This is a genomic window from Nonomuraea terrae (assembly GCF_004348995.1).
Taxonomy (GTDB): Bacteria; Actinomycetota; Actinomycetes; order Streptosporangiales; family Streptosporangiaceae; genus Nonomuraea; species Nonomuraea terrae.
On the sequence record NZ_SMKQ01000047.1, the window covers coordinates 21,994 to 41,238 of the forward strand.

Consider the following 19,245-nt stretch of genomic DNA (forward strand, 5'->3'; position numbering starts at 1 on the left):
CGCCATGCGGAAGTGGCTCAGGGGTAGAGCATCACCTTGCCAAGGTGAGGGTCGCGGGTTCGAATCCCGTCTTCCGCTCTGAGTGACAACTCAATATGGACGATTAGCTCAGCGGGAGAGCGCTTCCCTGACACGGAAGAGGTCACTGGTTCAATCCCAGTATCGTCCACCACCAGACAGAGCCCCAGCCTTGGCGTACGCCGAGCGGCTGGGGCTTCTTGTCGTTCCGGCCAAGGGCGTCGTATACACGAAGGTTCTTCGAGCGACTGGGACTTTGCGGCTTCTTAGGCGACGGGCCGGGATGGTCACGCAGACCCCAAGAAGAGATTTTAGGAAGTTATGAAACGACGTCAGGGCGGTTGCCGTGGCGCCTGAGACTTCTGGTCGCTTACATTGCTCCCCTATCAATCCGTAGATCTTCGCGGGGAGGGAGCAACAGTGAATGACGTGGTCTACGTCCTGGTGACGCTATGCGTCGCGGCGATCGCGGGCGTGGTCTGTGGACTCGCGATCGGCGTGATGGGCGCCAATCCGCTGGACGCCTTCAAGACGGGTGGAGTGGCCTTCTGCGGTCTGGCCGTCGTCGGCCTCTCCATTCTCACCATCCTGCGCAAGAGGGCCTGACCCTCGACATGGCGAAAGCGATGGCCGTAGAACGAATATGACCGATATCCGAAACTCCCCGCCCGAAAACGCCAGCCCTCACCGGTGATCCGGTGAGGGCTTGATCGTGGGCGGCGACGACGGCTCCGGGGCCACTCCCCCGTCGAGACGAATCGTGCCTCAACGTCTTCGCATCTCCCGCCACGTATTCCGTTGCTCCCTCCGGGCGTCGCGTGACGAGGATGAGCGTCCCGGCAAGCCCTACGAGAAGGCGAAGGAGGACGGTCGTTCTTGCTGGAAGGGCCCGTGCTCGAAGCTTCTCTTCTTGTGGTCGTCGCGCACGAGGGGATGCGATGGACTTCGAGATCCGTTGGGACAGAGAGCGCACCCAGGGACGTAGGGCGCCTTCCGAGAGCGGGCGGCATGCTGGCGGCTCGCGCAGCAGGGCTTGAACAACCAGGAGGCATGCCGGATCGTCGGCATCAGTTCCCCGACCGGACGACGATGGCATGACGGACGCAACCCGACCGGCAAGAACGTGGGCGCCACCGATCACCTCGATGGCGCCTCCAGACGTGCGTGGCCGCTACCTGAACGAGAGCACCCGATCCACATCGCCGACCAGCCGCTGGGGGTTGCGTCCACGGAAGTGGTGTACGAGTTCGGCCTGGTCACAGGCGTGGCGTCATGAAATGAAGAGCGAGCGGCCGGCGACCGCGCGGTACCCGGCCACCGGGAAGTCGACTGCGTCATTGGCAAGAACGGCAACTCGGGCATCGGCACCCTGGTCGAGCGGACCACGCGCTACGTGATGCTTGTGCACTTGCCGATCGACCGCAGCGGCCGGCGTCAGCTCGTGAGTACCCATCGGCCGCGGTGTCCGCCGGCGCGGAAAGCGCGGTACGCGTACGCGGCCTTGTCCAGCGGCACTGTTCCCGCCCGGCGCGGCTCCAGGATTCCCTGCGCGGTCAGCGCCAGCATCTCCCGTAGGAGGGTGCCGTCGGGGACCACCACCGCCGAGGTGACCGTGATGCCGCGTACGCACGCGACGCTTCCTCGGCCCCGGCCGCCGGGGTGTCGACAAGGAGGGCGTACAGGCGGCTGCGATGCACGACGATCACCCTAACCGGGTGACTTTCCGCTGGCTACCTACCTAATGATGACTTCCGGTGAAATGTCGCCTTGTGAGAAGTTTTGGTGGCTCTCTGTGCATACACGGTTTCGGTACGGGTAGCGCCGAGGCATTGGCTCCTCGGAGGAGGAAACCGTGGACATCAACATCGGCCAAGCACTAACGGACGTACTCCGGCAAATAGCAACGTTCGTTCCAAGACTGGTCGCGTTCCTGGTGATTCTCGTCATCGGGTGGATCGTGGCCAAACTGCTGGCCAAGCTCGTCGACAAGGTGCTCGAACGGGTCGGTTTCGACCGGGCCGTGGAGCGCAGTGGCGTGCGGCGGATGCTGGAGCGGAGCAAGTACGACGCCAGCGACCTGCTCGCCAAGATCGTTTACTACGCCATTCTGCTGGTCACCCTGCAGATAGCGTTCAGCGTCTTCGGGCCCAACCCGATCTCCGCGCTGCTCACGGGCGTGGTGGCCTGGCTGCCCAGGGCCATCGTCGCCATCGTGATCATCGTGGTGGCCGGCGCCGTGGCCAAGGCCGTGCACGACATCGTGAGCGGCATGCTCGGCGGCCTGTCGTACGGGCGCTGGCTGGCGGCCGCGGCCTCGGTGTTCATCTGGGCGCTCGGCATCATCGCCGCGCTGAACCAGATCGGCGTGGCCACGACGGTCACGACGCCGGTGCTCGTCACGGTGCTCGCCACCGTCGGCGCGATCGCGGCGATCGGCGTCGGGGGCGGGCTCATCCGCCCGATGCAGCAGCGCTGGGAACGCTGGCTGGGGCGGATGGAGCAGGAGGCTCCGCAGGCGCGGGCACACGCGGAGGCGTACCAGCGGGGGCGTGAGGACGCCCGCGCGATGGCGGCGGAGGAGACGACTCCCATCCGGACGACTCCCACCACGGGTACGTCCGGCCCCACCACCGGCACGCCTGGTCCGACGACCGGCGGCTCCCACCGTTCGGACATGCCTCCGGGCTGACCACGAGGGCACGACAGGAAGGACCGGCGCCCCGGCCCACGGCCCGCACACCAGGCGGGACCGGCCGGGGCGCCGTCGTGTCCAGCACCCCGTCAAGCAGTGCGTGCCGCCATGTCCCCACGTTCCGCGCGGCACCGCACGGGCCGGACCGCTGGGGTTCGCGGCGGGGGTTCGTCAGGCGTTTCGTCAGGCGGTGCGGCCGTCGTCGAGGAGGCCGAGCTCGCGGGTCAGGTAGCAGACGGCGGTCAGGCGAAGCGACGGCGCGTCGGACTCGCCGGTGAAGGACCAGCCGAGATGCCGCAGCTCGTCCAGGAAACCCAGCAGATAGTCGCCCAGGGTCTCGCGGTCGAGCGGGATCGCGTCACGGAGCCAGGCCGCGTGCTGGTCCACCGCGGCCACCAGACCCGGGTCGCCGGCCATCCGCTGGAGCTGGGCGTCGCCCAGGGCGTTCATCAGCCAGCGCAGGGGCGAAGTCGCCCATCCCTCCTCAAAGACCACCAAACAACTCTAAAGCATCGCCCAAGGTCAGCAGCCTTTTCCGGATCAGTAGGGCAAACCGACGTAGTTCTCGGCGAGGGTGGTGGCGGCCGCTTCCGAGGAGGTGACGTAGTCCAGGTAGGACAGCTGGAGCCGGCGGGCGTACGCGTCGTCCTCGTCGAACGTGTGCAGCAGCGTCGTCATCCACCACGAGAAGTGCTGCGCCCGCCACACCCGCTTGAGGCAGGCCCGCGAGTAGCCGTCGAGCGGCTCGGTCGAGCCGTCCTCGAAGTAGGCGGCGAGCGCGTCGGTGAGCACCCGCACGTCGGCGACGGCCAGGTTGAGCCCCTTGGCGCCGGTCGGCGGCACGATGTGGGCGGCGTCACCGGCCAGGTAGAGCCGGCCGTACTGCATCGGCTCGGCCACGAAGGCCCGCATGGGCGTGATGCCGCGCTCCACGATCTCGCCGGTGGCCAGGGTGAAGCCCGGCACGCTCTCCAGCCGGGCCTTCAGCTCGCCCCAGGTGCGCTCGTCCGGCCACTCCTCCAGCCGGGCGTCGGCCGGGACCTGCAGGTAGAAGCGGCTGACAGTGGGCGAGCGCATGCTGTGCAGGGCGAAGCCGCGCTCGGTCCTGGTGTAGATCAGCTCCTCGGAGGACGGCGCGACCTTGGCCAGGATGCCGAGCCAGGCGAACGGATAGTCCTTCTCGAAGACGGTCAGCACCCCCTCGGGGATCGCCGGTCTGGACACGCCGTGGAACCCGTCGCAGCCGGCGATCACGTCGCAGTCGAGCCGCTCGCCGCCGAACGTCACGTACGGCTCGGACTCCAGCGAGTGCAGGGCCACGTCCTCGACCTCGAAGCGGATGTCGCCGCCCGCCGCCAGCCTGGCGGCGATCAGGTCCTTGACCACCTCCTGCTGGCCGTACACGGTGATGGACCTGCCCGGGACGAGCTTGTCGAACGGGATGCGGTGGCCCGCGCCGCCGTACCGCAGCTCGATGCCGTGGTGCGGCAGCCCCTCGCGCAGCATGCGCTCACCGACGTCGGCCTCGATCAGCGTGTCCACCGTGCCCTGCTCCAGCACGCCGGCCCGCACGCGCCGCTCGACGTAGTCGCGGCTGCGTTTCTCCAGCACCACGGAGGAGATGCCGCGCAGGTGGAGCAGATGGGAGAGGAGCAGGCCCGCGGGACCCGCCCCGACGATCGCAACCTGAGTTCGCATGAAGGAAGCATCCTGCTTCGAGCGGGGTCTCGCCGAGACGGCGCTTCCACTGAGTGGAAGGATGGGCTCATGGCGGGCGGATCGCGGGAGCCGGGGCGGTCGGTGACGTCCAAGGTGCTGGCGCTGCTGGGGGCGTTCGACGCGGCGCACCCCCGGCTGACGCTGACCGAGCTGGCCCGGCGCAGCGGGGTGCCGCTGAGCACGGCGCACCGGCTGGTCGGCGAGCTGGAGCGGTGGCAGGCGCTCAGCCGCGGCCCCGACGGGCGGCTGCGGGTCGGGCTGCGGCTGTGGGAGCTGGGGCAGCTCGCGCCCAACCGGCTGCGGGAGTTCGGCCACCCGTGGCTGCAGGAGCTGTTCGCCTCCACGGGAGAGAACGTGCACCTCGCGGTCAGGGACGGCCTGGAGGTGCTCTACGTCGACAAGGTGTACGGCAGGCGGGCGGTGCCGATCGTGTCGCGGATCGGCGCGCGGCTGCCGATGCATCCGACGGGCGTGGGCAAGGCGCTGCTGGCGTACGAGCCGGAGTGGTTCGTCACGTCGTATCTGGCCCGCAAGCTCGAACGCCCCACCCCGCACACGATCATCGAGCCCGGGCGGCTGGCCAGGGAGCTGGCGGCGGTGCGGGCGCAGGGATACGCGCTGACGTACGAGGAGATGACGCTCGGTTCGTGCTCGGCGGCGGCGCCGGTCCTGGCCGGCGGGCGGGCGGTGGCGGCGCTCGGGATCGTGGTCTCCTCGCGGCGTGCCCGCGAGCTGCCGCGCCTGGTGGAGCCGCTGCTCACCGCCGCCGCGGGCATCGCGGCGGCGTACGTCAGTCCCCCAGCTTCTGGATACGGTCCTTGAACAGCGTGGTCGCGATGGCGGCCTGGTGCGGTTGGCCCTTCAGGAACGCCTGGGCGAAGCTCTTGGCCTGGTCGTAGGAGACCTTGCCGGGCATGGGCGGCTCGTTCGGGTTGACGTCGATGTCCACCAGCGCGGGGCCGTCGTGGGCCAGGGCCTCGCGGATCGCCGTGGTCACGTCGCCGGCCTTGGTGACCTTCGCCCCGAATCCGCCGCACGACCGCGCCCAGGCCGAGAAGTCGGCCTCGGGCTCGGCGTACCGGACGCCGTGCTCGGGGTAGCCGAGCACCATCTGCTCCCACAGGATCTGGCCGAGCGAGTTGTTGTTGTTGATCACCACCTTGACCGGCAGCCGCTGCTGGACGGCGGTGAGGAACTCGGCCATGAGCATCGAGAAGCCGCCGTCGCCGACGTAGGCGATGACCTGGCGGTCCGGGAAGGCGTGCTGGATGGCGATGGCGTACGGCAGGCCGTTGGCCATCGAGGCGAGCGTTCCCGACAGGTAGAAGCGGCGGTCGCCGCGGATCGTCCAGTGGCGCGCGGCCCAGGTGGCGATGGTGCCGCTGTCGCAGGTCAGGATGGCGTCGTCGGCGGCGAGGTCGTCGAGGACGGACGCGGCGTACTGGGGGGCGATAGGGTCGCGGTCGGGGTTCTCCAGGGACTCCATGTCGGCCCGCCACTTGGCCATCATCTTCTGATATTTCGCCAGATGGGCGTTTCCGTTGCGTCGCTTCAGCAGCGGCAGCAGCGCCCGCAGCCCCTCCCTGGCGTCGCACACCACCGGCACGTCGGTCGGCACGCGAGCCCCGGCCCTCGTCGGGTCCGCCTCGAACTGCACCACCCGCGTCTTGTCCGGATCCGGGAGGAACTTCGAGTACGGGAAGTTCGTCCCCACCATGAACAGCACGTCGGTCTCGTCCATCAACTCCTCGCTCGGCCGCGTGCCGAGCAGTCCGATCCCGCCGGTCGTGTACGGCGAGTCGTCCGGGATGACCGCCTTGCCGGGCAGCGTCTTGACCACGGGCGCCCCGAGCGCCTCGGCCACCGCGAGCACCTCGTCGCGGGCGTGCAGCGCGCCCTGCCCGACCAGCATGGCCGGCCGCTCGGCCTTGTTGAGCACCTCGGCCGCCCACTCCAGATCCTCGGGCCGCGGGATGCCGGACGGCTGCAGGAACACCGGCGACGTCTGCGGCACCCGGGCCGGGGCCACGTGCTCGTACGGGTCGGCTCCCGCCTCGGCCACCTGGATGTCGTTCGGCAACGTCAGGTGGGAGACCCCGCGCCGGGCGTACGACGTCCTGATCGCCAGGTCCACCAGGGAGGGCAGCTGTCCCGGGTTGCTGATCATCATGTTGTACTCGGCCACGTCGGCGAACAGCTTGTCCAGATGGACCTCCTGCTGGTAGCCGGTGCCCAGCACGGACGTCTCCTGCATGCCGGTGATGGCCAGCACGGGCACGTGGTCGAGCTTGGCGTCGTAGAGGCCGTTGAGCAGGTGGATGCCGCCGGGGCCCGAGGTGGCCAGGCAGACGCCGACACGGCCGGTGGCCTTGGCGTAGCCGGTGGCCATGAAGGCGGCGGCCTCCTCGTGGTGGACCAGGACGAAACGCACCCGGTCACGGTGGCGCCGCAGGCCCTCCATGATGCCGTTGATGCCGTCGCCCGGCAGGCCGAAGACGGTGTCGACCCCCCACGCAGCAAGCCGTTCGATCAAGGATTCCGATGCGATGCGAGCCATGCGTGCCGCCCTACCCCTGAGTGCGGCGCTCAGACGCTAGGCCGAGATTCGTTGACATTTCCGGAAATTGACGGGTAGGGGGCCTTCATGCGCATTTTGGTCACGGGAGCCACCGGCACGCTGGGCTCGGCTCTGGTCCCGGCGCTGCTGCGGGCGGGTCACGAGGTGCGGGCGCTGAGCCGTTCGCGGCGCGCCAGCAGTGTCAACGTCGACTGGAGGTGGGGCGACCTCATCTCGGGCGACGGCGTCGCGGAGGCCGTACGGGAGGTGGACGCCATCGCCCACCTGGCCACGAGCGGCCGCAAGGGACGCGGCGCCGTGGACATCCCGGGCACCCGCACGCTGGCGATCCTGGCCCGCGAGGCGGGGGTGCCGCACCTGCTGCTGACCTCGGTCGTCGGCACCGACCGGGCGCCCCACGGCTACCTGAAGCACAAACTGGAGGCCGAGGGCGTGGTCGCCGCGAGCGGCCTGGGCTGGACGATCCTGCGGGCCACCCCGTTCCACCAGTGGCTGCACCGCAGGCTGCGCGACTTCCGGTCGTTGCCGGTGCTGCCGGTGGACCGCTCGCTGCGCTGGCAACCGGTGCACACCGGCGAGGTCGCCGCGCGCGTGGCCGAGTTGTGCGCCGCCGGCCCGACCGGCACGGCGATCGACTTCGGCGGGCCGCAGGTGATCGACACCGGCGAGCTGGTCACGACCTGGCTGCGGGCCGAGGGCCTGCGCCGCCCCTGCCTGTCCGTCCGCTACCCCGGCCGGCTGTACGCCGCCCAGCGCGAGGGCGCCCTGCTCACCGACGCCATGCCCAAGGGCGGGATCACCTGGTACGACTACCTGCTCCCGCGCCCCGCCCCCGCGCTCGACGACGACTTCGCCTCCGAGCACACCGCCTCGCCGACCAGCCCCGCGACACAGCCAGAGAACGATCCTGACCTGCACGTATACGGCGGCGACGAAGGGTACGAGCGTCCGACACGAAGCTAGGCCGGTGTCACGTTTTGTTACACTTCGTCCACTTGTTGGAGCCCCAGGCGCTACTAGACAATGTGTTCGGTGAACAAAGGCATCCCGCTGACCTCCGACTTCGCCAACGGCGACGTCTCCTTCTGGTACCGCCAGATCGGCCTGCCCGCGCGGCGGCCGTCCCTGCCCGGGCCGCGTGACTACGACGTCGCCATCGTCGGCGGCGGCTACACCGGCCTGTGGACCGCGTACTACCTCAAGCAGGCCGACCCAGGGCTGCGCGTCGCGATCCTGGAGAAGGAGTTCGCCGGGTACGGCGCGTCGGGGCGCAACGGCGGCTGGCTGTCCGCCGAGTTCGCCGGGTCGCGCAGGCGGCACGCCAAGGCGCGCGGCCGGCAGGCCATGATCGACCTGCAGCACGCGATGTTCCGTTCGGTGGACGAGGTCATCGCGGTGGCCCAGGCCGAGGGCATCGACGCCGACATCCACAAGGGTGGCCTGCTGCACGTCGCGACGAACCCCGCCCAGCGGCGCCGCCTGCGCGCGGGCGTGGCCGAACTGCGCTCCTGGGGGTACGGCGAGGACGACATGCGCCTGCTCGACCGCGACGAGCAGCACGAACGCCTGCAGGTGGCCGGGGCGCTGGAGGCGTCGTACTCGCCGCACGGCGCCCGCATCCAGCCGGCCAAGCTGGCCGTCGGGCTGGCGCGGGTGGTGGCCGGGATGGGCGTCGACATCTTCGAGGACACCACCGTGACCGCGATCCTGCCGCGCGAGGGCACCCGCAAGGCCACGGCGGTCACCCCGCGCGGCGCCGTCTTGGCCGAGTACGTCATCCGCGCCACCGAGGGCTTCACCGCGGGCCTGGCCGGGCAGCACCGGCAGTGGCTGCCGATGAACAGCTCGATGATCGTCACCGAGCCGCTGCCCGCCGAGGTGTGGAAGCACATCGGCTGGCAGGGCAACGAACTGCTGGAGGACAACGCGCACGCGTACGTCTACGCGCAGCGGACGGCCGACGACCGGATCGCGATCGGCGGCCGGGGGGTGCCGTACCGGTTCGGGTCGCGTACGGACCGGCGGGGGGCCACGCAGCGGCAGACGGTGGCGCTGCTGTGGCGGATGCTCGTCAAGCTCTTCCCCGCGGCGGCCGACGTGCGGGTGCGGCACGCCTGGTGCGGGGTGCTCGGGGTGCCGCGCGACTGGTGCTCGACCGTGCACCTCGACCACGCGAGCGGGCTCGGCTGGGCGGGCGGCTACGTGGGCAGCGGCGTCACCACGACGAACCTGGCCGGGCGCACGCTGCGCGACCTCGTGCTGCGCCGCGACACCCCGCTGACCGGGCTGCCGTGGGTGGGACGGCAGGTACGGCAGTGGGAGCCCGAGCCGCTGCGCTGGACGGGCGTGCAGCTGATCTACGCGTTGTACCGGGCCGCGGACCGGCGCGAGAACGAGCACGGCACCAGGACCTCGGCGTACGCGCACCTGGCCGACCTGATCTCCGGCCGGTGAGTCAGCCTCGCCAGGGGTCGTAGTCGACCTCGAGCGGCTCCTGCGCGGGCCTTTCCGCCTCCGGCACGTGCTGGAGGTTGACGCGGATGCGATACCACAGGCTGCTGCGCCCGCGCATGCCGTCGACCAGCACGTCGGCGGGCTCCAGCCGGGCGGCGACCTCGGGATGGCGGGCCTTCCACCGCTCGAACCCGGCCATCGCCTCGTCCTTGTGCTCGGCCCTGGCGATCTCGATGACCGGCTTGGTCTGCTGCCTGCGCCCGGCGCCCTTGGGCGCCTTGGGGGCGGGGCCGAGCTCCTCGGCCAGCTCCAGCAGGCCGTCGAGGCCGCCCGGGTGGAAGTCCATGTCCTCCCACGGGTCGCCGGCCTCGGCCAGGCGCTCGGGCACGGTCTCGACGGTGAACGCCTCGGGCCGGCACCCGGGCACTTCGTCCCAGGTCAGCGGGGTGGACACGCGGGCGTCGGGCACGGCGCGCACGGAGTAGGCGGAGGCGACGGTGCGGTCGTAGGCGTTCTGGTTGAAGTCGACGAAGACGCCGTGGCGCTCCTCCTTCCACCACCGGCTGGTGGCCAGGCCGGGCGCGCGCCGCTCGACCTCGCGCGCCACGGTCTCGGCCGCCTTGCGCACCTTCGCGTACGGCCAGCGCCGCTCGATGCGGGCGTAGACGTGGAAGCCGCGTGAGCCGGACGTCTTGGGCCAGGCGACCAGGCCGTGGTCGGCGAGCACCTCGCGGGCGACCTGGGCCGTGGCGAGCACGTCCGCCCACGGGACGCCCGGCACCGGGTCGAGGTCGATGCGCAGCTCGTCGGGCCGGCCGAGGTCGTCGGCGCGCACGGGGTGGGGGTTGAGGTCGACGCAGTTGAGGTTGATCACCCACAGCAGCTGGGCCAGGTCGGTGCAGACGACCTCCTGCGCGCTGAGGCCCGAGCGGTATTTCAGCTCGGCCACCTCGACCCAGCCGGGCCGCTTGGCCGGGGCCCGCTTCTGGAAGAACGGCTCGTCGTCGATGCCGTGCGGGAACCGCTTGAGCACCATCGGCCGCCCGTGGACACCGCGCAGCGCCGCCTCGCCGACGGCCTGGTAGAAGCGGACCAGGTCGAGCTTGGTGTGGCCGGTCTGCGGGAAGACGACCTTGTCGGGGCTGGTGATGCGGACCTCGCGGCCGGCGACCTCGATGTCAGGCATACGGTCACGATACGTGGCGGGACCGACAAGCCCCGGCAGCCGGCGGGCTACCGGTCGAAGCGGCCGTGGCGGCCGGCTCCTCGGGTGAAGCGGGCGGCGCCGTCCATGGCGTCGGGCAGCGACAGCAGACCGTGGCGCAGCTCGTTCCGCATCGCCTCGGCCTCGCTCAGCCCTTCCTGCTCCATCGCCGATGTGCGGTCGCCGCGCAGGCACGCCTGCGGGAAGCGGGCGATCTCGCGCGCCAGCTCCTCCGCGTGCCGCCGCGCGGCGCCGGTGGGGACGAGCCGGTTGGCCAGCCCCCACGCGTACGCCTCGGGGCCTTCGACGGGACGGCCGGTGAGGATCATGTCCATCGCCCGGGACGTGCCGACGAGCCGCGGCAGCCGTACGGTGCCGCCGTCGATGAGCGGCACGCCCCACCTCCGGCAGAAGACCCCGAACACCGACCCCTCCTCGGCCACCCGCAGGTCGCACCAGAGGGCCAGCTCCAGACCGCCCGCGACGGCGTGCCCGGCGACGGCGGCGATGACCGGTTTGCTCAGGCGCATCCGGGTCGGGCCCATCGGGCCGTCGCCGTCCTCGCCGACGTGGTTGTCGAGCGCCTTGAGGTCGGCGCCCGCGCAGAACGTGCCGCCCTCGCCCCACAGCACCGCCACGGCGGCGTCGGACGCCTCGAAGTCGCGGAAGGCGTCGGCGAGCGCCTCGGCCGTCTTGCGGTCGACCGCGTTGCGCGCCTCCGGCCTGCTGATCACCACGGTCGTGACGGGTCCCTCGCGCTCCACGCGTACGCTCATCCGGCCTCCTCGGCAAGTGTGCCGAGCGTACATTCGCCCGCCTGGCCCGGCCAGCGGCGCGGCGGTTCTGTCGGCGGCGTCCGGCATGATCTCGCGCATGCAGCTGTCCCCCCAGGCGCGGAGCCTGCTCGAAGTGTTGACCGGCGCGGTGGAGCGTTTCCCGGAGCGGCTCGACGCCTCCCGTCTGAGCGCGTACGACCTCGGTGCGCTGCTGCCGGCCGCCCACCGCGTCGACTCCGGCCGCGAAGCCGCCGTTCTGGCCAGGTGGGAGGTCAGGAGTCAGCTCTTGGAGCGGCAGCCGCTGTTCACGCCGGCGGCCTGCGTCGACCTGTTCCACGCGCTGGTGGAGGACCTGGAGAAGCGGCGGGAGCCGCGTCTGTCCCTGGGGGTCGGCGCGCTGGTGCGGTGCCCCGAGGGAGCGCCGCTGGATCAGCTGGCGGATCCCGCCCGCGCGCTGGTGCGGTTCATCATGGGCCAGGATCGGATCGGCGAGCCGTTCGCGCTGCTGGCCGCGGCCGGGCTTGCCGGGCTCGCCGGGCCTGACGCCGAGGTGGCCGAGCGGGTCGCCGAGGGGGGCGCGCCGCTCGCCGCCGCCGAGGTGGAGCTGCTGCTCGGCTGGGACGCGACGCAGCGGGCGCTGTTCATGGAGTCCGTCGTGCCCGCGGACTACCGGTTCACCAGGGGGTTCGCGCCACTGCCTGACGCCCGGGAAAGGGTCTGCCACCTGCCCGGTTACGTGGAGTTCGCCCGGGCGACCATGGAGGCCGCCGAGGCGCGCGTGGCCGCGATCCACGCCGGGGAGATCCCCTACCTGGCCGAGAAGGCGTTCGACCACGCCGAGAAGGCGACCATCGGCCGGGCCGCCAGGGTGGCGCTCCGGCACGACGAGCCCTGGCTGCCCGAGCTGCTCGACTCGCTGCTGCGCAAGGTCGCGGTGGCGCCGACCCAGGCGAAGACGCTGCCGTCGCAGGGCGTGCTGTTCGCGATCGCCCACGCGGCGGAGGAATACCCCACGCCGGAGGCCGTCGCGTCGTTGCACGCGGCCCGGCGGGAGACCCGGCACGCGGGGGTGCCCAAGCAGCTCGACCGCATGCTCAAGCGAGTCGAGGCGGCCTTGGGCAACCGGCTGGAGGTGGCGTTCCGGCTGCCCGACGGGCGGGTGCGGCGGCAGCTGGGCGAGCACACCGCGGTGATCTCGACCGACGGCGCGGTCGAGCTGTCGTGGTGGCACGGCGACAGGAAGCTGAAGACGGTCCCGGCGGCGGTCAGGCGCGAGCACGGTGAGGAGGTCGCGCGGCTGCGCGCGCTGGTCAAACAGGTCAAGCAGCAGCAGGCGACCCTCTCCAGGGCGCTGGAGGCAGGCTACGCCGGCGAGGTCGCGCCGCCCTACCATCAGCTGGCCGGCCAGCCGATCGCCGACCGGCTGATCTGGGAGTTCGAGGTCTCCCCCGGGCAGTGGCACAGCCAGCTGGGGCTGGGCGTGCCCGACGTGCCGGTGCGGCTGTGGCATCCGGCCCGCTCCTCGCCGGAGGAGGTCGCGTCCTGGCGGGAGGCCGTGCAGGAGAAGGAGTTGCGCCAGCCGTTCAAGCAGGCGTTCAGGGAGATCTACCTGCTGACGCCGGCCGAGGAGGCGACGGAGGCCCACTCCAACCGCTTCGCCGACCATGTGGTCGAGTACCACAAGCTCTACGCCCTGTTCAAGCAGCGCGGCTGGCAGGCCGCATACGTCGGGCCGTGGGACGGCGGCGGCGACGGGGAGGCGCGGCGCGTCATGGCGGGCGGGCGGTGGCGGGCGTCGTTCTCGCACGGCTACGCCGACGAGGGTTACGCGTTGACCGGCGAGGTGCGCTTCCACCGCCTGACCGGCGACCGGTGGGAGCCGGCGCCGCTCGCGGAGGTGCCGCCGCTGGTGTTCAGCGAGGCGATGCGCGACGTCGACCTGTTCGTGGCCGTCACGTCGATCGCCACCGATCCCGCGTGGCTCGACCGGGGCCCCGGCCGGCTGCACGGCCACTGGCGCACGACGTCGTTCGGAGCGCTGGCGCCGTCGGCGGAGGTGCGCCGCGACGCGCTGGCCCGGCTGCTGCCCCGCCTGACCGTCGCGGGCCGCTGCACGCTGACCGACCGGTTCCTCGTCGTCCGCGGCGACCTGCGCACGTACAAGATCCACCTGGGGTCGGGCAACATCCTCATGGAGCCCAACGACGCCTACCTGTGCATCGTCGCCGGTCCCTCCCGCGACCGGGTCTTCCTGCCCTTCGAGGAGGACGGCGGCCTGCTGTCGGTCATCCTGTCCAAGGCGTTCCTGCTGGCCGCCGACACCGCGATCGACGACCCGACGATCACCCGGCAGATTCGAGCGTGACCGCTCCGGCGAGCAGCTCGTCGAAGCGCTCCAGGTCCTCGGCGGGGCGGTCGAGGCCGCGCAGTGGGCCGGGGTCGGCCAGGTGGGCGGTGGCGTAGAGCCGGGCGACCAGGGCCTTGCGCCGGGAGCCGAGCTCGCGCTGCTCCCAGCCGGCCTGCTCCAGCAGCAGGGCGGCGGCGTACACGTCGGCCATGAGCTGGGCCAGCGGATACAGGCGGGCCTCGGCCACCGCGGGGTCGAGCGACGTCCAGGCGGTGACGGCCTTGCGCAGATCGTCGATACGGCCCCGGACGAGGTCGGCGGTGGCGTCGTCCCCCTGCGGCGCCTGGACGGTGGCGGCCGTCAGGCGGTCGAGGAAGGGCTCGTGGGCGTTCTCGCGCAGCATGGCGCGGCGCACGTCGAGGCAGAGGATGTGGTCGCCGCCCTCCCAGATCGGGTTGACCTGGGCGTCGCGCAGCAGCCGGGCCACCGGCCACTGCTCGATGTAGCCGTTGCCGCCGTGCACCTCGATCGCGTCGCTGGCCGCGGTCACACCGAGCCGGGCGGCGCGGAGCTTGATCAGCGCGGGCGCCAGGCGCAGCCGCGGGCCGACGTGCCCGTCGAACACCATCGCCTGCGCGGCCTCCACCTCCACGATCAGCTCGGCCAGCTTGCGGCGCATCAGCGGCTGCTCGATCAGCGGCCGGCCGAACGCCTCGCGCGCCCGGGCGTAGCAGATCGCCTCGACCAGCGCGCGCCTGGCCACGCCGAGGCCCATCATGGCCACGCCCAGCCGGGAGCCGTTGGTGAGCTTCATCATCGTGCCGAGCCCCGAGCCGGAGCCCTCCCCCGCCAGCAGGAACGCCTCGGCGCCGGTGAACTCGACCTCGGCGGAGGCGACGGACCTGGTGCCGAGCTTGTCCTTGAGACGGCGGATGCGCACGCCGTTGCGGCTGCCGTCACGCCGCTCCCACAGCACGAGGAACGGCGCCACCGCGCCCTCCGGCAGCCGGGCCAGCACCACGAACGCCGAGCCGTTCGCGTTGGAGGCGAACCACTTGAACCCCGTCACCCGCCAGGCGTCGCCGTCGGGGGCCGCCTCGGTCTCGAGCGCGGCCAGGTCGGAGCCGCCGGTCCGTTCGGTGAACATCTGGGCGGCCTCGCCGGAGTAGAAGCCGTTCGCGAAGATCTCCCGGACGCGTTCGCGTACGTCCTCGGGCGCGTGCTTCTCGGCCAGGGAGACCACCATGTCCCCGCCCGTGCCGAGCGCGCAGCCCATGCCGATGTCGGCCTGGTCGAGCAGGTACGTCCACGCGGCGGCGAGCGCGGCAGGATCCGCTCCGTGGTCCCGCGCCTCGCCGGCGAACGACGGGGAGGTGAAGTTGTCCTCCATGAGCGCCTGCCGGGCGGTGTGGAACGAGGGCGGCATGACGACCTGGCTGATGTCCCTGCCCCACTTGTCGTACTTCTCCAGCCGGGGCGGGTTGCGGTCGGTCTCCTCGGCGCACTCGGCGACGAGGCCGCCCATCAACTCGCCCAGCCGGTCGAGCCGCGGCTCGGCCCAGGCGTATCCGGCGCCGAGGTGGCGGCGCATGAGCAGGCGCAGTGCCGGGTCGCAGCGCCACCAGTTGCGCCCGGCGGCGCCCTGGTAACGCTCGGTGGCGTAGCGGTCGCTGTGGTCTCCGCGGTCGAACGGTTCGATGAGATACCGGCCCATATCCGCGAGTGTGGCACAGCCCGGTTCAGAGCGGGACGGCGAAGATCCCCCGCTTGTTGCGGAACTCGGTGAGGCTCCACAACGCGCCGTCCTGCACCGTCAGGTCCTCCGGGCCGATCGGGAACGGCCGGGTCTCCAGCTCGCCGTCCGCGTACACCAGCAGCTTGCCGTTGTGGGAGGAGGTCTCGCCGCCCTGGCTCAGGTACCACCGGCCGTCGCGCGACGTGGCGCCCTGGATCTTGGGGTGCCCCAGGACGAAGGCGTCGTCGGGCTCGCCGCCGGCCAGGTCGAGGCCCCAGCGCGCAACCCAGCCGTCCGGGTCGTCGCCCCGGAACTCGCCCGTGACGAGCTGCGGCGTCGTGGTGCTGCGGTCGATCGAGACGAACGAGAACCGCGGCCCCGGCTTCACCACCCGCCAGAAGTCCGTCTGGGGGATCACGTAGCGGTAGCCGAAGGCGTGGAACTTGCGGCCGTGGCGGCCGACCCGCTTGCCGTCGCCGAGGTCGTCCTGGGCGGTGCGCAGGTCGAGCACGTTGGCCAGGTCGAAGACCCGCAGGCCCCTGACGGTGTCGGCGACGTAGAGCAGGCCGCCGTGGCAGGCGATGCCGCCGGCGTGGATGTCGATCGGCCCGTACGAGCCGTCGGGCCGGGCCAGGACCAGCAGGGCGTGCCGGTACTTCAGCGTCTCGGGGCTGAGGAACGTGACCCTGATGCCCCGCTCGCCGGCCTCGGGTTTGTAGTACCAGCTCGCCAGGAACACCGGCACGCCGAGCGTCCCCGAGTCGTCGCTGCCGGTCAGGCCCTGCGGGTACCAGTCGGCGGTGTCCTGGTCGCCCTCGTCGAAGGCGTACCAATGGGTGGGCTTGGGTTTCATGGATCCGATCGCCGCGGTGCCGGCCTTCGTCCCCGCGGTCCTGTTGGCCTCCTCCAGCACCGTCGCGACCGGCACGCCGCCGAGCTCGCCGGCCAGCTTGGCCGCCCCTTCCGCCAGGTCGTCCGTCGCACGTTCCAGGGCAAATGGCGCTGTTTCCGTGGAAACCATCCCCGATGCCGCCATAATTTCCTCACCTTTTCCGTTTCTTTACCAGTCTGGCGGAAAGGCGGCGACCGGGGCGACTCAGGGCCACAAATGCACGGGCAGCCCGGAAAGCGCCAGCTCACGGTAGCGCCGGACCATCCGCCGCCGGTCGCCGCCGAACCGCTCCAGCGCCTCCCGCTGCCACACCGATCCGGTGCGCCGCAGCCGGGTCCGCTGCTCGATCACCCCGAGTGCCCGGTCGGCGTCGTGCGGCTTCACCCCGGCGGCCAGCAGGCCCTCCCGCGCTTCGGGCAGCAGCCGCAGTACCAGGTCGGCGGCCTCGAACTCGCCCTCGTCGCCCGGCCAGGACAACTTGGCGTCCAGCCCGCTCATGGCCGCGCGGTAGAAGTTCTGGTACGCCTGCGCGAACCGGTAGCCCGTCAGGTCGCGCTCCGCCTGCGACAACGTCAGCCCCAGCAGGAAGGCGGTGTTCGCGGCCATGTCCGCGCACGACGGCCCGGCGGGCAGCGCCCGCATCTCGATACGCAGATGGCCGCCGTCGGCGGGGTCGTAGACGGGGCGGTTCCACTGCCAGACCGTGCCCTGGTGCAGCCGCAGCTCGGGCACGTCGTAGCGGCCGGCGTCGTCCGTCAGGTCCGGGAGGATCGGGTCGTAGTCGCGCACGTACCGCTCGAACAACTCGTACGCGCCCTCCCGCACCCAGTCGGAGCCGAACGTGACACGCCCGTCCCTGCGCTCGCCCCGCTGCACGTCCCGGTCGTCGGCGGCCTCCTCCATCAGCGCGATCCGCGTCTCCTCCCACAACTGCCTGCCCACGAAGAACGGCGAGTTTCCGCACACCGCCAGCACCGGCCCGATGGCCAGCTGGGCGGCGTTGAACAACCGCGCGAAACGCTCCGGCGGCGTGCGGATGTGCACCTGCCAGGAGGTGTTGGCGCTCTCCAGGATCACGTCCTCGACCGACAGCTCCAGATCGTCGATCTTCACCAGGAACGGCTCCAGCCGCAGCCGCCTGATGCCCCTGCTCATGGCCCGGTAGCGGTTCTGGTCGCTCATCGCGCCCAGCGTGAAGTCCTCGGTGTCGAGGGTGGGCAGGATGCCGATGGGCACCGCTCCCCCGTGCTCCACGGCCTCGTCCACCTTGGTCATCATCTCCTGGACCTCCGCGGCCAGCACCTCGAACGGGGTGCCGGCCAGCGGCGTCGGGGTGAGGTTCACCTCGATGTTGTAGCGGCCGAGCTCCAGCACCACGCGGGGGTCGTCGAGCGACTCCTGGACCTGGCTGTTGCGCGGCAGGGGGCGGCCGTCCCCGTCGATGAGGAACAGCTCCAGCTCCGCCCCGATCGTGGCGGGCCCCTGGCCGAAGCCGGGGGTGTCGAGCAGCTCGCGCAGCACGGCGAGCTGCTCCTCCATACGCTCACCGAAGCGGACGTACTCCTCTTCGGTAAAGCGCTCCTTGTCCAAGTCTCGTCCCATCACCCCCCTCTGTCCGCGTCACCAGATTTGACACCTCACCAGGGAAGTGCTCCGGCATCGCGCAGGTAGGCGCCGGTGGGGACGCCCTCGTCCTCTCGCGGACCCGCGCGAGTCCGCGCACCGGGGACCCGCCGGGATGCCGGCCCCAGGCCTTGCGCGACCTGCGGCGACTGGTTCTAAGCTCGTGAGATGCGAGCGGTTGCCTTTGACATCTTCGGTGGAGAGCTCGACGTACGCGAGCTGCCCGACCCGTCCCCCGCGCCCCATGGGGCGGTGATCAGAGTCGAGGCGACGGGGCTGTGCCGGTCCGACTGGCACGGCTGGCAGGGGCACGATCCCGACATCTCGGTCCTGCCCCACGTGCCGGGCCACGAGCTGGCGGGCGTCGTGGAGGTGGTCGGCTCCGACGTGCGCGGCTGGCGCGCGGGGGCGCGGGTGACCGTCCCGTTCGTCTGCGCGTGCGGCACGTGCCCGTCCTGCACCACCGGCGACCACCAGATCTGCGAGCGGCAGACCCAGCCCGGCTTCACCCACTGGGGGTCCTTCGCCGAGTACGTCGCCATCGACCACGCCGACGTCAACCTCATCGACGTCCCCGAGGACATGGCGTTCTCGACGGCGGCGGGGCTCGGCTGCCGGTTCGCCACCGCGTTCCGCGCCGTGGCACAGGTGGGCGAGGTGCGTCCCGGCGAATGGGTCGCCGTGCACGGGTGCGGCGGCGTCGGCCTGTCGGCCGTGATGATCGCGACGGCGGCCGGGGCCAGGGTGGTGGCGATCGACGTCAGCGGCGAGGCCCTGCACCTGGCCGAGCTGGCCGGCGCCACCCACTTCGTCAACGGCGGCGACGGCGACGCCGCCGCCCAGGTCAGGGAGTTGACCAGGGGCGGCGCCCACGTGTCGATCGACGCGCTGGGCAGCGCGCAGACGTGCGCCGCCTCCGTCGAGAGCCTGCGTCGCAAGGGCCGCCACGTACAGGTGGGGCTGCTGCCGGGCGGCGCGACGCCGGTGCCGATGGACCGCGTGATCGGTCAGGAGCTGCGGCTGCTGGGCAGCCACGGCATGGCCGCGCACGCGTACCCGCCGATGCTGGAGATGATCAGAGGTGGGATCCTCCACCCCGACCAGCTCGTCACGCGCACGATCGGGCTGGCCGAGGCCGGCAAGGCGCTGGCGGCGATCGGGTCCGTGCCGGGCGTCACGATGATCGATCCGCAGTCCTGAGGGCCAC

The 19,245-nt window shown here is 71.5% G+C and carries 17 protein-coding genes, 2 tRNA genes and 1 pseudogene; 11 read left to right on the forward strand and 9 right to left on the reverse strand.

What is annotated here, in order from left to right:
• Positions 1-6 precede the first annotated feature (6 nt).
• The 5 genes and pseudogenes from E1286_RS17760 to E1286_RS17780 form a co-directional block, all read left to right on the forward strand.
• Positions 7-78: transfer RNA gene (locus tag E1286_RS17760), tRNA-Gly, on the forward strand.
• A gap of 19 nt (positions 79-97) precedes the next feature.
• Positions 98-172 (forward strand) — tRNA-Val (locus E1286_RS17765).
• A 266-nt stretch (positions 173-438) separates the two neighbouring features.
• Positions 439-624 (forward strand): hypothetical protein, encoded by a 186-nt coding sequence (locus tag E1286_RS17770; protein ID WP_132613864.1) that lies wholly within the window; start codon positions 439-441, stop codon positions 622-624.
• A gap of 427 nt (positions 625-1,051) precedes the next feature.
• The gene (locus E1286_RS17775) at positions 1,052-1,294 is read left to right on the forward strand and encodes a hypothetical protein (RefSeq protein WP_132613866.1); all 243 of its coding nucleotides are present in this window, start codon (positions 1,052-1,054) and stop codon (positions 1,292-1,294) included.
• A 21-nt stretch (positions 1,295-1,315) separates the two neighbouring features.
• Positions 1,316-1,432: pseudogene (locus tag E1286_RS17780) on the forward strand (IS30 family transposase); the annotation flags it as partial.
• A gap of 20 nt (positions 1,433-1,452) precedes the next feature.
• Here the strand turns inward: E1286_RS17780 and E1286_RS17785 are convergent.
• Positions 1,453-1,617: a zinc-binding dehydrogenase gene (locus tag E1286_RS17785; protein ID WP_165969782.1), complete on the reverse strand. Its 165-nt coding sequence runs from the start codon at positions 1,615-1,617 to the stop codon at positions 1,453-1,455.
• Between the two features lie 259 nt (positions 1,618-1,876).
• Between E1286_RS17785 and E1286_RS17790 the strand changes: the two genes are divergently transcribed.
• On the forward strand, positions 1,877-2,707 hold the full coding sequence (locus tag E1286_RS17790; protein WP_132613916.1) for a mechanosensitive ion channel family protein: 831 nt from the start codon (positions 1,877-1,879) through the stop codon (positions 2,705-2,707).
• A gap of 186 nt (positions 2,708-2,893) precedes the next feature.
• Here the strand turns inward: E1286_RS17790 and E1286_RS17795 are convergent, their stop codons facing one another.
• Together E1286_RS17795 and pobA are read right to left on the reverse strand one after the other, a co-directional pair.
• The gene (locus E1286_RS17795; protein WP_165969783.1) at positions 2,894-3,205 is read right to left on the reverse strand and encodes a DUF6401 family natural product biosynthesis protein; all 312 of its coding nucleotides are present in this window, start codon (positions 3,203-3,205) and stop codon (positions 2,894-2,896) included.
• 45 nt (positions 3,206-3,250) lie between these two features.
• Positions 3,251-4,408: a 4-hydroxybenzoate 3-monooxygenase gene (gene pobA, locus E1286_RS17800; protein WP_132613872.1), complete on the reverse strand. Its 1,158-nt coding sequence runs from the start codon at positions 4,406-4,408 to the stop codon at positions 3,251-3,253.
• Positions 4,409-4,477: 69 nt separating this feature from the next.
• Between pobA and E1286_RS17805 the strand changes: the two genes are divergently transcribed.
• Positions 4,478-5,251: an IclR family transcriptional regulator gene (locus tag E1286_RS17805; RefSeq protein ID WP_132613874.1), complete on the forward strand. Its 774-nt coding sequence runs from the start codon at positions 4,478-4,480 to the stop codon at positions 5,249-5,251.
• On the opposite strand, the gene E1286_RS17810 is transcribed toward E1286_RS17805, so the two are convergent.
• Positions 5,220-6,962, reverse strand: a complete 1,743-nt coding sequence (locus tag E1286_RS17810) for a thiamine pyrophosphate-dependent enzyme (protein ID WP_246074940.1) — start codon at positions 6,960-6,962, stop codon at positions 5,220-5,222. The two genes, E1286_RS17805 and E1286_RS17810, sit on opposite strands and share 32 nt — an antisense overlap.
• A 111-nt stretch (positions 6,963-7,073) precedes the next feature.
• Between E1286_RS17810 and E1286_RS17815 the strand changes: the two genes are divergently transcribed.
• Both E1286_RS17815 and E1286_RS17820 read left to right on the forward strand, forming a co-directional pair.
• Positions 7,074-7,970, forward strand: coding sequence for an SDR family oxidoreductase (locus E1286_RS17815; protein ID WP_132613878.1), 897 nt, complete (start codon positions 7,074-7,076; stop codon positions 7,968-7,970).
• A gap of 60 nt (positions 7,971-8,030) precedes the next feature.
• Positions 8,031-9,461, forward strand: a complete 1,431-nt coding sequence (locus E1286_RS17820; RefSeq protein WP_132613880.1) for an NAD(P)/FAD-dependent oxidoreductase — start codon at positions 8,031-8,033, stop codon at positions 9,459-9,461.
• 1 nt (position 9,462) lies between these two features.
• On the opposite strand, the gene ligD is transcribed toward E1286_RS17820, so the two are convergent.
• The gene (ligD, locus tag E1286_RS17825; protein WP_132613882.1) at positions 9,463-10,647 is read right to left on the reverse strand and encodes a non-homologous end-joining DNA ligase; all 1,185 of its coding nucleotides are present in this window, start codon (positions 10,645-10,647) and stop codon (positions 9,463-9,465) included.
• Between the two features lie 47 nt (positions 10,648-10,694).
• Positions 10,695-11,441: a crotonase/enoyl-CoA hydratase family protein gene (locus tag E1286_RS17830; RefSeq protein ID WP_132613884.1), complete on the reverse strand. Its 747-nt coding sequence runs from the start codon at positions 11,439-11,441 to the stop codon at positions 10,695-10,697.
• A 97-nt stretch (positions 11,442-11,538) separates the two neighbouring features.
• On the opposite strand from E1286_RS17830, the gene E1286_RS17835 reads away from it, so the two are divergent.
• Positions 11,539-13,806 carry a DUF4132 domain-containing protein gene (locus E1286_RS17835; protein ID WP_132613886.1) on the forward strand — a complete coding sequence of 756 codons (2,268 nt, stop codon included), beginning with the start codon at positions 11,539-11,541 and terminating at the stop codon, positions 13,804-13,806.
• On the opposite strand, the gene E1286_RS17840 is transcribed toward E1286_RS17835, so the two are convergent.
• From E1286_RS17840 to E1286_RS17850, 3 genes are read right to left on the reverse strand one after another with little or no spacing between them, the layout of a single operon-like run.
• Positions 13,784-15,502, reverse strand: coding sequence for an acyl-CoA dehydrogenase family protein (locus E1286_RS17840; protein WP_132613888.1), 1,719 nt, complete (start codon positions 15,500-15,502; stop codon positions 13,784-13,786). The genes E1286_RS17835 and E1286_RS17840 overlap by 23 nt on opposite strands.
• A 25-nt stretch (positions 15,503-15,527) precedes the next feature.
• Positions 15,528-16,559, reverse strand: a complete 1,032-nt coding sequence (locus tag E1286_RS17845; RefSeq protein WP_165969784.1) for a hypothetical protein — start codon at positions 16,557-16,559, stop codon at positions 15,528-15,530.
• Between the two features lie 60 nt (positions 16,560-16,619).
• A complete protein-coding gene (locus E1286_RS17850) occupies positions 16,620-18,017 on the reverse strand; it encodes a glutamate-cysteine ligase family protein (RefSeq protein ID WP_132613892.1) in 1,398 nt (465 codons plus the stop codon).
• Positions 18,018-18,206: 189 nt separating this feature from the next.
• Between E1286_RS17850 and E1286_RS17855 the strand changes: the two genes are divergently transcribed.
• Entirely contained in the window at positions 18,207-19,238 is a 1,032-nt protein-coding gene (locus tag E1286_RS17855; RefSeq protein WP_132613894.1) for a zinc-dependent alcohol dehydrogenase family protein, read from the forward strand.
• Positions 19,239-19,245: the final 7 nt, after the last annotated feature.

Coding starts and splice junctions, on each gene's coding strand:
- E1286_RS17820 (WP_132613880.1), top strand. CDS start 8,031: ATGTGTTCGGTGAACAAAGGCATCCCGCTGACCTCCGACTTCGCCAAC.
- E1286_RS17855 (WP_132613894.1), top strand. CDS start 18,207: ATGCGAGCGGTTGCCTTTGACATCTTCGGTGGAGAGCTCGACGTACGC.
- pobA (WP_132613872.1), bottom strand. CDS start 4,408: ATGCGAACTCAGGTTGCGATCGTCGGGGCGGGTCCCGCGGGCCTGCTC.
- ligD (WP_132613882.1), bottom strand. CDS start 10,647: ATGCCTGACATCGAGGTCGCCGGCCGCGAGGTCCGCATCACCAGCCCC.
- E1286_RS17815 (WP_132613878.1), top strand. CDS start 7,074: ATGCGCATTTTGGTCACGGGAGCCACCGGCACGCTGGGCTCGGCTCTG.
- E1286_RS17805 (WP_132613874.1), top strand. CDS start 4,478: ATGGCGGGCGGATCGCGGGAGCCGGGGCGGTCGGTGACGTCCAAGGTG.
- E1286_RS17845 (WP_165969784.1), bottom strand. CDS start 16,559: ATGGCGGCATCGGGGATGGTTTCCACGGAAACAGCGCCATTTGCCCTG.
- E1286_RS17840 (WP_132613888.1), bottom strand. CDS start 15,502: ATGGGCCGGTATCTCATCGAACCGTTCGACCGCGGAGACCACAGCGAC.
- E1286_RS17835 (WP_132613886.1), top strand. CDS start 11,539: ATGCAGCTGTCCCCCCAGGCGCGGAGCCTGCTCGAAGTGTTGACCGGC.
- E1286_RS17830 (WP_132613884.1), bottom strand. CDS start 11,441: ATGAGCGTACGCGTGGAGCGCGAGGGACCCGTCACGACCGTGGTGATC.
- E1286_RS17850 (WP_132613892.1), bottom strand. CDS start 18,017: ATGGGACGAGACTTGGACAAGGAGCGCTTTACCGAAGAGGAGTACGTC.